This window comes from Streptomyces sp. NPDC017520, from assembly GCF_044329855.1.
GTDB lineage: Bacteria > Actinomycetota > Actinomycetes > Streptomycetales > Streptomycetaceae > Streptomyces.
Window position 1 is genome coordinate 253,526 of record NZ_JBIRKB010000001.1, and the last position, 11,182, is coordinate 264,707.

Genomic DNA, 11,182 nt, shown 5'->3' on the forward strand with positions numbered 1-11,182 from the left:
GCAAGGCTCACTGTGTTCGACGTCGCTGTCTTCGGATCCCTTTTTCTCACCCTATTTGTGATCATGGACCCGCCCGGGATCACGCCGATCTTCCTCGCGCTCACCGCGGGCCGCCCCGCCAAGGTGCAGCGCAAGATGGCGCTCCAGGCGGTCATGGTCGCGTTCGGCGTGATCGCCGTCTTCGGTCTGCTCGGTCAGCAGATCCTCGACTATCTGCATGTCTCCGTGCCCGCCCTGATGATCGCGGGCGGACTCCTGCTGCTGCTCATCGCGCTCGACCTGCTGACCGGCAAGACGGACGAGCCGACGCAGACCAAGGACGTCAATGTGGCGCTCGTACCGCTGGGCATGCCGCTGCTCGCCGGGCCCGGCGCGATCGTCTCGGTCATCCTCGCGGTGCAGCACGCGGACGGCGTGGGCGGCCAGCTCTCGGTGTGGTCCGCGATCGTCGCCATGCACGTGGTGCTCTGGCTGGCCATGCGCTACTCGCTGGTCATCATCCGCGTGATCAAGGACGGCGGCGTGGTGCTGGTGACCCGGCTCGCCGGCATGATGCTCTCCGCCATCGCCGTCCAGCAGATCATCAACGGCGTCACCCAGGTCATCCAGACCTCCTGACCCCCACGCACCACAGCGCCCCCGCACGGACGTTCCGTGCGGGGGCGCTTCGTCTTTAGCGGCGCAATGCGGTGAGGCGCGGGGCCTCGTCAGGCGTCGTGAGCCCAGATGCGTTACGAAGCCGAACTGTCGGCCGGCCGGATGTAGAGGCGCTGGCCCGTCGCCGCGGCCTGCTGCACGATCCGGTTGACGGAGGCGGCGTCCACGACGGTGCTGTCCACGGCGGTACCGTCGACGTCGTCGAGTCGCATGATCTCGAAGCGCATAGGGCTTCCCTTCGTCTGATCCTCCTGCTGGAGAACTGCTGGCGCCGGTGGGGCGTCCCACCGGCAAGACTAGGAACGCGAGGTTTCCCTCGCGTTCCACATGGGTGACAACGGCTTGCCCCCTGCAAACATTCCCTACGCTAAGGAAATTTTTTGGATGTCTAAGTACCCGTTGGTAGTCACGCCACCACAGACCATGAGGTTCGCATGAACGAGGCGGACCCGCAGTCCTTCGGCGGAGCCGGTCTCGGCGCCCGCCTGGACCGCACCAACGAGCTGCTCCAGCGGATGCTCATCGAGGTCTCCAAGACCCCGTCGACGCACGCCATCTTCGTGGACGCCGGCTATGTGTACGCCGCGGCCGGGCTGCTCGTCACCGGCACCGAGGACCGGCGCTCCTTCGACCTCGACGCCGAAGGGCTGATCGAGGCCTTCATCGACAAGGCCCGCACGATCTTCGCGGACAGCAGGCTGCTGCGCGTCTACTGGTACGACGGGGCCCGCCGCCGCATCCACACCACCGAGCAGCAGGCCATCGCCGAACTCCCCGACGTCAAGGTGCGGCTCGGCAACCTCAACGCCAACAACCAGCAGAAGGGCGTCGACTCGCTCATCCGCACCGACCTCGAATCCCTCGCCCGGCACCGCGCCATCAGCGACGCGGCGCTCGTCGGCGGTGACGAGGACCTGGTCTCGGCGGTCGAGGCCGCGCAGGGCTACGGGGCGCGGGTGCACCTCTGGGGCATCGAGGCCGCCGAAGGACGCAACCAGGCCGAACCGCTGCTGTGGGAGGTCGACAGCCAGCGCACCTTCGAACTCGACTTCTGCCGCCCCTACGTCACACGGCGGCCCGTCACCACGTACGAGGACGACAGCCCGGCCCCCTCCCGGGAGGACGTCCGCTTCGTCGGCGCACAGATCGCGGCCGCCTGGCTCGCCGCGCGCGGCCGGGAGTCCCTGGCCGACCTGCTGCCCGGCCACCCCTATCTGCCGGGCTCCGTCGACCAGGACCTGCTGGTGGAGGCGGAACGCCTGCTCCAGCACTCGCTGCGCGGCCACGCGCATCTGCGACGGGCGCTCCGCGACGGCTTCTGGCAGCACCTGCAGTCGCAGTACTGACAGAAGCGGGGCGGCTGGCCGGTGGCGGCGCCTCCGACGGCCGGCGGGACGCGTCGGGGGGGGCGTCGCCGGCGCGTCAGGCGGCCGGCAGACCGTCCCAGAACGCGGCCAGCGCCTTCGCGGTCTCCAGCGGGCGGGCGGTGTTGGGGGAGTGCTCGGCCCCGGCGATCGTGGTGCGGTGGGCGCCGAGACGCCGCGCCATGGAGTCGAACAGCTCCACCGGCCACACGTCGTCGCGCTCCCCGGACAGGACGTGGACGGGCAGGCCGACGGCGGCCAGCTCGTCCACCCGGTCCGGTTCGGCGGCCAGTTGGGCCCCCGTGGCGATCAACTGGGCCGGGTGGTGGGCGAGCCAGCGGTGACGCATGTCCGCCCCGTCGCCGGTGTCCGCGTCCTGCGGCGGATCGAGGGCCCGCATCGCCTCCCACACCTCGTCCATGGACAGCACGGACAACGCGTCGCTCAGCATCCTCACCTTGTCCCGCTGGGCCGCGACGACCTCGGCCGGACCCGAGGACATCAGCGTCAGCGAGCGGAACGGGGTGGCGTCCAGCAGCACGGCGGCGCGGGCGATCTGACCGCCGAGCGAGTGCCCGAGCAGGTGCAGCCGACCGTCCCCGCCGCCCAGGGCAGCCGCCTGCGCCAGCACGTCACGCGCCAACTCGCCCTGGGAGTACATTTCCTGACGGTCAGTCCCCTTCGATTCGTACTGCCCCCGGCCGTCCACCGCGACCACCCGGTAGCCCGCCGCGCACAGCGGCTCCAGCAGCGCGATGAAGTCCTCCTTGCTGCCGGTGTACCCGGGCAGCAGCAGGGCGGTGGCCCGTTCCGGGGTACGCGGTACGGCGTCCAGGACGGCGAAGTCGCCGCGCTCGGTCTCAAGGACACGGGCGCGGGCACAGGGCGGCGGGGCGAAGGTGGGCGGGCGGCTCATACGGCGAGGCTATCCCCGGGGCACCAGTCCTCGCCTCACGGGGCAGCTCATCCGACGAGAAGCGCCGGGAGGCCCTCACGGTGGCACCGGGCAGCGGAACGGCCCCGGCCCCCGCGTGCGCGGGGGCCGGGGCCGTAGGTGGTGCTGTGTCGCCGGGAGCGTCAGCTCTCGGTCGTCGTCGCCGACGCCTTGCCCGCCGGGCGGGTGGCGCGACGGCGGCGCGGCTTCGTCTCGGCGGCGGCCTCGCTCACCACGGCCTCGGCCTCGGAGACCACGGCGGCCTCCTGGGTCGCGGTCGAGGTGACGCTGCGGGTGGCGCGGCGGCGGCGCGGCTTGGCGTCCGGCTCGGCGGCCGGGGCCTCGACGGCGGGCTGCTCGACGGCTACCGCCTTCGCGGTGGCCTTCTTCGCCGCGGCCTTCGCGGTGACCTTCTCCGTGGTCTCCGCGGTCTCCGCCTTGGCCCGGGACTTCGTCGTCCTGGTCGCCCGGGCCTTCGGCTCGGCCGACGTGGTCTTCGCCGTGGCGCGGGCCGGACGACGACGCGTCTTCACGTCGGGCTCCGGCTCGGCGGCCGGGGCGATCTGGAAGTCGACCTCGTCGGCCGGCTTCACGATCCGGGTGCGGCGGCGCGGCTTGACGGCCTTCGGCTCGGCGACCGGCTCCGCGACGCCCGCGGCGACGGCCACGGTCTGGAACTCGGCCGGGGCCGGCGTGGCCGGAGCCGCGGCGACGGGCGAAGCCGTCTCCTCGGTCGCCGGCTTCACGACGGCGCGGCTGCGACGGCGGCGCGGCTTGGTCTCCGGCACGGCCTCCGCGACCGGCTCGGCCACCGGCGCGGCCTCGGCCACCGGTGCGACCTCGATCACGGGCGCGGCCTCGGCCACCGGAGCGGGAACCACCGGAGCCTCGGCGACCGCCACGGCCGCCTCGGTGACGGCCTCGGGGGCGCTGACGCGGGTACGGCGGCGACGGCGCGGCGTACGCGGAGCGTCGTCGGACGTCTCGGTACCGGCCGGTGCGGCCGGAGCGGCCTCCTTGGCGGGTGCGGGCACCGTCGCGGTGCCCTCCTCCGCCGCGGAGCCACCACGGGTGCGGCGGCGCTGACGCGGAGTACGGGTGCGGGGCTCGCGCTCCTCACGGGCGGGGGCCGGTGCGGCGGCGGCCTTGCGGCCGCGGCCGCCGGTCTCGCCGAGGTCCTCGACCTCCTCCGCGCGCAGACCGGCACGGGTCCGCTCGGCGCGCGGCAGCACACCCTTGGTGCCCGCCGGGATGCCGAGCTCCTCGAAGAGGTGCGGCGAGGTGGAGTACGTCTCGGGCGGGTCCGGGAACTTCAGGTCCAGGGCCTTGTTGATCAGCTGCCAGCGCGGGATGTCGTCCCAGTCGACCAGCGTGATCGCGATGCCCTTGGCGCCCGCGCGGCCGGTGCGCCCGATGCGGTGGAGGTAGGTCTTCTCGTCCTCCGGCGACTGGTAGTTGATGACGTGGGTCACACCCTCGACATCGATACCGCGCGCGGCGACGTCGGTGCAGACCAGGACGTCGACCTTGCCGTTGCGGAAGGCGCGCAGCGCCTGCTCGCGGGCGCCCTGGCCGAGGTCGCCGTGGACCGCGCCGGAGGCGAAGCCGCGCTTCTCCAGCTGCTCGGCGATGTCGGCGGCCGTGCGCTTCGTACGGCAGAAGATCATCGCGAGCCCGCGGCCGTCGGCCTGGAGGATGCGCGAGAGCATCTCTGGCTTGTCCATGTTGTGGGCGCGGTAGACGTGCTGGACCGTGTTCTTCACGGTCGTGCCCTCGTCGTCGGGCGACGTGGCGTTGATGTGCGTCGGCTGCGACATGTAGCGGCGCGCGAGGCTGATGACGGCGCCGGGCATGGTGGCCGAGAACAGCATCGTCTGGCGCTTGGGCGGCAGCATCGTGATGATGCGCTCGACGTCGGGCAGGAAGCCCAGGTCCAGCATCTCGTCGGCCTCGTCGAGGACGAGCCCGCGGATGTGGGAGAGGTCGAGCTTGCGCTGGCCCGCCAGGTCCAGGAGACGGCCCGGGGTGCCGACGATCACGTCGACGCCCTTCTTGAGGGCCTCGACCTGGGGCTCGTACGCCCGGCCGCCGTAGATCGCGAGAACGCGGACGTTACGGACCTTGCCGGCCGTGAGCAGGTCGTTGGTGACCTGCTGGCACAGCTCGCGGGTGGGGACGACGACGAGCGCCTGCGGCGCGTCGGTCAGCTGCTCGGGCTTGGCGCGGCCCGCCTCGACGTCGGCGGGGACGGTCACGCGCTCCAGGAGCGGAAGACCGAAGCCGAGCGTCTTGCCGGTGCCGGTCTTGGCCTGGCCGATGACGTCGGAGCCGGAGAGGGCTACGGGGAGCGTCAGCTCCTGGATGGGGAAGGGGGACGTGATGCCGACAGCCTCAAGGGCTTCGGCCGTCTCGGAAAGAATACCGAGGTCGCGGAACGTAGTCAGGGTGCTGCCTCTTCTGTGAGACGCGGTCCGAGGCGAACGCTGGGGGTCGTACCGTGCCGGGGTTGGTCATCCGGCCGTGGATGGGCCGGGTGGCGCGGGACCACTGCCGTCGCTCGAGCGCTCGTGCCGCTGAGGGGGCCCCTCAGCTGCGGTCGTACGTGTCGTACGCACCGCGTGGAGGGCTGTCGGGTCGGAGCCGATCGGGCCACCGACCGGGCATCCTCATTCAAGGGCGCGCCTCTGGCACAGCACAGTGCTCAGTAAGCGCAATACCACTGTACCCCGGATTCGCGCATGTGTGTTGGACGAATTCATCGGAACGGTATGAGGCCCCTGGCTGACCAGGCCCTTCCGCCCCGCCCGGAGCGGGCTATCGTTCCGTTCATGGAGACGCCTGACCACGCCACTGAGACCCCCGCCGAAGCTTCCGCAGCCACCGGGATCGCCGCCCAGGACTGGGCCACCGCGGCAGCCGACCCGCAGTACCGCGCCGCGGTCGTGGACCTGCTCGGCGCCCTCGCCTACGGAGAGCTGGCGGCCTTCGAGCGGCTGGCGGAGGACGCGAAGCTCGCGCCGACACTCGGCGACAAGGCGGAGCTGGCGAAGATGGCCGCCGCCGAGTTCCACCACTTCGAGCAGCTCAACCAGCGGCTCACCGCCGTGGACGAGGACCCGACCGCCGCGATGGAGCCGTTCGCCAAGGCGCTCGACGACTTCCATCGCCAGACGGCGCCGTCCGACTGGCTGGAGGGCCTGGTCAAGGCGTACGTCGGCGACTCGATCGCGAGCGACTTCTACCGTGAGGTCGCGGCCCGGCTCGACACCGACACCCGGTCCCTGGTGCTGTCCGTGCTCGACGACACGGGCCATGGGAACTTCGCCGTGGAGAAGGTGCGCGCCGCGATCGAGGCCGACCCGCGGCTCGGCGGACGGCTCGCACTGTGGGCGCGTCGGCTGATGGGCGAGGCGCTGTCGCAGGCCCAGCGGGTGGTCGCCGACCGCGACGCCCTCTCGACGATGCTGGTGGGCGGCGTCGCGGACGGCTTCGACCTGGCCGAGGTGGGCCGGATGTTCTCCCGGATCACCGAGGCCCACACCAAGCGGATGGCCGCGCTGGGACTGGCCGCGTAACACCCCGCTACTGGGCCGCCGCCGACCGGGCGAGGTGGCGGCCGCGTGGTCGGATCAGGAGCGACAGCGTCACCGCCCCGACGGACACGGCTCCGATCAGCGTCGTCAGGACATGGCCGGTGCCCAGCGCGGCATGCGTCAGATACGCGCCGAACAGGGCGCCCAGCGCGCCCGTGGGATAGACCGCACGGCCGGACGGAAGTCGGTCGGCCAGTGATCGGAGCGCCGCCCAGGACAGGGCGAGTCCGAGGACGGCGGCGCCGAAGGATTCCCAGATCACAGAGGATCACCTCGCGGGGGTGTGCGGGGCGGGCAAATCGGTCGTAGGCGGTACTACCCCCAGCCTGTGAGAAGCAACCCTCCAGCGGACCGTTCCGACCCGTACGGGATCCGGGGCGGGCGGAGAGCCGCGCCCGAAGCACCCGACGCGGGAGCGGCCCGGCGGGGACTTCCCCCGCCGGGCCGCTCCTGTGATCAACGCGTCCGGTGGACTACAGCGCCCCGAACCCCACCCGCCGGGTGGTCGGCTCACCGATCTCCACATACGCGATCCGGTCGGCCGGCACCAGGACCTTGCGGCCCTTGTCGTCCGTGAGGCTGAGCAGCTCCGCCTTGCCGCCCAGTGCAGCGGCGACCGCGCTCTCGACGTCCTCGGCGGAAAGCCCGCTCTCCAGAACGATCTCGCGGGGCGTGTGCTGCACCCCGATCTTGACCTCCACGGCTATGTCCCTCCGACGGTCAGTCCTTGCGCGGCGAACCGCGCCGTACGCAGCCACACTAGCCCGGCGGGAGCGGGGCTCAGGGCCCGACCGGCAACGCCCGCAGCGAACACGGCGTCAGGCGCTCTCCGCCGGAGGGCTCAGCTCTGCTCGGTCCCGTGCAGCGGGAAGCCCGCGATACCCCGCCAGGCCAGCGAGGTGAGGAGCTGGACGGCCGTGTCGCGGGGGATGGCGGACCGGCTGGAGAGCCAGTAGCGCGCCACCACCTGGGAGACGCCGCCGAGGCCCACGGCCAGCAGCATGGACTCGTCCTTGGACAGGCCGGTGTCCCCGGCGATCACGTCGGAGATGGCCTCGGCGCACTGGAGGGACACCCGGTCGACCCGCTCGCGCACGGCGGGCTCGTTGGTCAGGTCGGACTCGAAGACCAGCCGGAACGCGCCGCCCTCGTCCTCCACGTACGCGAAGTAGGCGTCCATGGTCGCCTCGACGCGCAGCTTGTTGTCCGTCGTGGAGGCCAGTGCCGTGCGCACCGCCTGGAGCAGGGACTCGCAGTGCTGGTCGAGCAGGGCCAGGTAGAGCTCCAGCTTTCCGGGGAAGTGCTGGTAGAGCACCGGCTTGCTGACTCCGGCCCGCTCGGCGATGTCGTCCATCGCGGCGGAGTGGTAGCCCTGCGCGACGAAGACCTCCTGTGCGGCGCCCAGCAGCTGATTGCGCCGGGCGCGGCGGGGAAGGCGTGTACCCCGCGGGCGCGCGGCCTCTGTCTGCTCGATGGCTGTCACGCCGCCTCCCAAATATGTGTTCCAGCACAACCGGTCCGTGCACGCTGCGCCGTACAGCCATCGTACTTTTGGGTAACCCGGCTGTGCGCGGCGCGGACGCAGAATTTCATGGACCGGACGGCTGTGGAAGCCACAGTTCTCCCTGGTCGTGAGCAAACCGGGGCGTACTACCGGTAATCGTCCTCATCCAAGGGGACCACCCTGCGCTGTTCCGCCACGTCGGCCTCATTGGCGGTGTCCGGATCGACGCTCTCCGCCCGTTCGTCGTCCTCGGGCCGGACATCCGTACGCTGCTCGGCGGCGTCCGCCTCCGGAGCCTCGGGCCCCGCCTCGTCCGGTTCGGCGTTCTCGAAGGTGTCCGGGTCGCTCGGGTCGACCGTCATGTCGCAGCTCCCTTCCTTTCCTGAAGCGTAGGAGCTACCCGTCTACCCCGCGATGCGGCCTGTGACGGCGAACACATGAAGGGGGGCGTGATCGTCTCGTAACATTGCCGTATGTCTTCGACCGAGCTGCCGGGTGTCCAGGCCGCCGCCGCCGCGGTGGCTCCCACGGTCAGTGCCGTCCGGGTCGCCGACGGCGAACGGCTGCGCTCCGTCTCGCTGCCGGGGATCGGCCTGAACGTCCGCTGCCGGCCGGGCGACCGGACCGGACTGCCCCCCGCGCTGTACGTGCACGGGCTCGGCGGCTCGTCGCAGAACTGGTCCGCGCTGATGCCGCTGCTGTCCGACCTGGTCGACGGCGAGGCGGTCGACCTGCCCGGATTCGGGGACTCGCCGCCGCCGGACGACGGCAATTACTCGGTGACCGGACACGCCCGCGCGGTGATCCGGCTGCTGGACGCGGAGGAGCGGGGACCCGTCCACCTGTTCGGCAATTCGCTGGGCGGCGCCGTCGCGACCCGGGTCGCCGCGGTCCGCCCCGACCTGGTGCGCACCCTCACCCTGGTCTCGCCCGCCCTGCCGGAGTGGCGGGTGCAGCGACCCGCCGTCCCGACCGGCCTCCTCGCGGTGCCGGGACTCGCATCCCTGTTCGCCCGGATGACTAAGGGCTGGACGGCGGAGCAGCGGACGCGCGGAGTCATGGCACTCTGTTACGGCGATCCGGCACGGGTCTCCGACGAAGCCTTCCGCAACGCGGTGGCCGAGATGGAGCGACGGCTGGCGCTGCCGTACTTCTGGGACGCGATGACGCGTTCGGCCCGGGGCCTCGTCGACGCGTACACCCTGGGCGGCCAGCACGGACTGTGGCGCCAGGCCGAGCGGGTGCTCGCACCGACCCAGCTCGTGTACGGCGGACGGGACCAGCTCGTCTCGTACCGGATGGCACGCAGGGCGTCCGCGGCCTTCCGCGATGCCCGGCTGCTGACGCTGCCCGACGCGGGGCACGTGGCGATGATGGAGTACCCGGAGGCGGTCGCCCAGGCGTTCCGGGAACTGCTGGACGATTGCGGCGGGAGCTGATCCGGGGCGTGGGACGACACAGTCGAAAGGGCTCCGGGGCGATCCGCCCGGACGCGGCCGCAGCGGAACCGGGCGGCGAACGCGCCGAGGCGAGGCCCGCGCCCGGCGGCGGCCGGCGCAGGCGGACCGCTCCCCCTCCGGCCGGTGACGGGCGGGGCCCGTTCTCCGCCGACGCCCCGCAGGTGCGCGGCGGCCACCCCGAACAGCGTGAGCAGGGCGGCGGCTGGGGCACCGGACCGGTGCCCCGCTACGACCAAGGGCCCGGCGCCCCCGCGCCCTGCGGCGCCCCGCATCCCCAGCCGCCCCACCCGGGCCGTTACTCCGGCCCGGACATGAAGCCCGCCGACGCCCGGCCGTATCCCGCCGGGCCCGCCGGGCCCCAGGACGCCGCCGCCCGGCAGCAGGCCGTGGCCCGCCAGGTGTCCGCCCAGCGCGCGGCCCAGCGCGCCGCGGACGGCCGGGCGGCGCAGCAGCCGACGCCCGCCGGCGCCCCGGTGCCGGGCCCGCGCCGGGAGTTCGTCGACGCCTTCGACGCCGACGCCCCGCCGGGCGCACCCGCCGCGCCGCCCACCGGAGCCCCGGACGGCGTGGACGACACCGGGACCGAGGCCGGGGAGCCGGACGAACGCGCCCCGACCCGGGGCGGCAAGGGGCGGACGTTCACCGGCATCGCCGCCGCCGCGGTGACCACCGTGCTCGCGGTCGTGGTGGCCGGGCAGGTCGCCGAGGACTCCGGCGACCGTGCGGCCGCCGCGCGCGCCGCCGAGGCGGAGCGGCAGGGCCCGGGCGACGATGCCTCGCGCTCCGACGACCGCCCGACCCCGGGCCAGCCCAAGCAGCCCTCGGCGAAACCAGAGGTCAAACCCCTCTCGTACGCGGAGAAGATGGCGCAGCCGTTTCCGCTCGCCGCGGACCTGAGGGCGAGTGGCACGTTCGAGGCGGTGCCCGGGCTCGCGAAGGCCCCGGGAAAGGGGCAGAAGCACCGCTACCGGATCGATGTGGAGAAGGGCCTCGGCCTCGACGCCGGCCTGTTCGCCGAAGCGGTGCAGAAGACGCTCAACGACGACCGGAGCTGGGCGCACAACGGCGCGATGACCTTCGAGCGCATCTCGTCGGGGACCCCGGACTTCGTGATCACGCTCGCCAGCCCCGGGACCACCGGCGACTGGTGTGCCAAGTCCGGTCTCGACACCACGGTCGACAACGTCTCCTGCGATTCCGCCGCGACCGACCGCGTCATGATCAACGCCTATCGCTGGGCGCAGGGCGCCGCCACCTTCGGCCCGGACAAACTGCTGCCCTACCGTCAGATGCTCATCAACCACGAGGTCGGCCACCGCCTGCGGCACAACCACGTGAACTGCCGCACCCCCGGCGCCCTGGCTCCGGTCATGCAGCAGCAGACCAAGACCCTTGAGATCGACGGCATCAAGTGCAAGCCCAACCCCTGGGTGCACCCCACCGGTTGACCCCGCACGCACGGCCCGCGAAGGGCTGGCCCGGGCCTGACTCTCCGTAACAACCGACCGCTGTATCGCGACGGAACGCGACCGGGGCGGGAAAGTTACGACGGTTCACCCCTTTCGGTGGCGGGGGGGGGGCGAACGACGGCGGGCCCCCCCCCCGAGGCGAATGATTGGTGGCGGAGGGCCGCGCCACTAAAAAAGACTCGGCCCCCCCCACAGTCGAGG

The 11,182-nt window shown here is 72.4% G+C and carries 12 protein-coding genes; 5 read left to right on the forward strand and 7 right to left on the reverse strand.

The genetic code is table 11. The features are described from left to right. Positions 1-12 precede the first annotated feature (12 nt). Positions 13-618, forward strand: a complete 606-nt coding sequence (locus tag ACH4KB_RS01175) for a MarC family protein (RefSeq protein ID WP_026290252.1) — start codon at positions 13-15, stop codon at positions 616-618. A gap of 113 nt (positions 619-731) precedes the next feature. Here ACH4KB_RS01175 and ACH4KB_RS01180 read toward each other — a convergent pair whose 3' ends face one another. Beyond that, positions 732-884, reverse strand: a complete 153-nt coding sequence (locus tag ACH4KB_RS01180; protein ID WP_097870088.1) for a hypothetical protein — start codon at positions 882-884, stop codon at positions 732-734. Positions 885-1,091: 207 nt separating this feature from the next. Between ACH4KB_RS01180 and ACH4KB_RS01185 the strand changes: the two genes are divergently transcribed. After that, the gene (locus ACH4KB_RS01185) at positions 1,092-2,003 is read left to right on the forward strand and encodes an NYN domain-containing protein (RefSeq protein ID WP_398062413.1); all 912 of its coding nucleotides are present in this window, start codon (positions 1,092-1,094) and stop codon (positions 2,001-2,003) included. A 76-nt stretch (positions 2,004-2,079) separates the two neighbouring features. Here the strand turns inward: ACH4KB_RS01185 and ACH4KB_RS01190 are convergent, their stop codons facing one another. Beyond that, the gene (locus tag ACH4KB_RS01190) at positions 2,080-2,937 is read right to left on the reverse strand and encodes an alpha/beta fold hydrolase (RefSeq protein WP_398062415.1); all 858 of its coding nucleotides are present in this window, start codon (positions 2,935-2,937) and stop codon (positions 2,080-2,082) included. Positions 2,938-3,098: 161 nt separating this feature from the next. Next, the gene (locus tag ACH4KB_RS01195) at positions 3,099-5,309 is read right to left on the reverse strand and encodes a DEAD/DEAH box helicase (RefSeq protein WP_398063312.1); all 2,211 of its coding nucleotides are present in this window, start codon (positions 5,307-5,309) and stop codon (positions 3,099-3,101) included. Positions 5,310-5,783: 474 nt separating this feature from the next. Between ACH4KB_RS01195 and ACH4KB_RS01200 the strand changes: the two genes are divergently transcribed. Beyond that, positions 5,784-6,530 (forward strand): ferritin-like fold-containing protein, encoded by a 747-nt coding sequence (locus tag ACH4KB_RS01200; RefSeq protein WP_007446800.1) that lies wholly within the window; start codon positions 5,784-5,786, stop codon positions 6,528-6,530. A gap of 7 nt (positions 6,531-6,537) precedes the next feature. Here ACH4KB_RS01200 and ACH4KB_RS01205 read toward each other — a convergent pair whose 3' ends face one another. The 4 genes from ACH4KB_RS01205 to ACH4KB_RS01220 form a co-directional block, all read right to left on the reverse strand. After that, on the reverse strand, positions 6,538-6,810 hold the full coding sequence (locus tag ACH4KB_RS01205; protein ID WP_398062417.1) for a hypothetical protein: 273 nt from the start codon (positions 6,808-6,810) through the stop codon (positions 6,538-6,540). 211 nt (positions 6,811-7,021) lie between these two features. After that, complete coding sequence (locus ACH4KB_RS01210; protein ID WP_010061602.1) at positions 7,022-7,249, reverse strand: DUF3107 domain-containing protein; 228 nt, start codon at positions 7,247-7,249, stop codon at positions 7,022-7,024. A 140-nt stretch (positions 7,250-7,389) separates the two neighbouring features. Then, the gene (locus tag ACH4KB_RS01215) at positions 7,390-8,031 is read right to left on the reverse strand and encodes a TetR/AcrR family transcriptional regulator (RefSeq protein ID WP_398062419.1); all 642 of its coding nucleotides are present in this window, start codon (positions 8,029-8,031) and stop codon (positions 7,390-7,392) included. Positions 8,032-8,198: 167 nt separating this feature from the next. Continuing rightward, positions 8,199-8,414, reverse strand: a complete 216-nt coding sequence (locus tag ACH4KB_RS01220) for a hypothetical protein (protein ID WP_398062421.1) — start codon at positions 8,412-8,414, stop codon at positions 8,199-8,201. Positions 8,415-8,525: 111 nt separating this feature from the next. Here ACH4KB_RS01220 and ACH4KB_RS01225 point away from each other — a divergent pair, with 111 nt between their 5' ends. Continuing rightward, the gene (locus ACH4KB_RS01225; protein ID WP_398062423.1) at positions 8,526-9,491 is read left to right on the forward strand and encodes an alpha/beta fold hydrolase; all 966 of its coding nucleotides are present in this window, start codon (positions 8,526-8,528) and stop codon (positions 9,489-9,491) included. 8 nt (positions 9,492-9,499) lie between these two features. Next, positions 9,500-10,960, forward strand: a complete 1,461-nt coding sequence (locus tag ACH4KB_RS01230) for a DUF3152 domain-containing protein (RefSeq protein ID WP_398062425.1) — start codon at positions 9,500-9,502, stop codon at positions 10,958-10,960. The last annotated feature ends 222 nt before the right edge of the window (positions 10,961-11,182 follow it).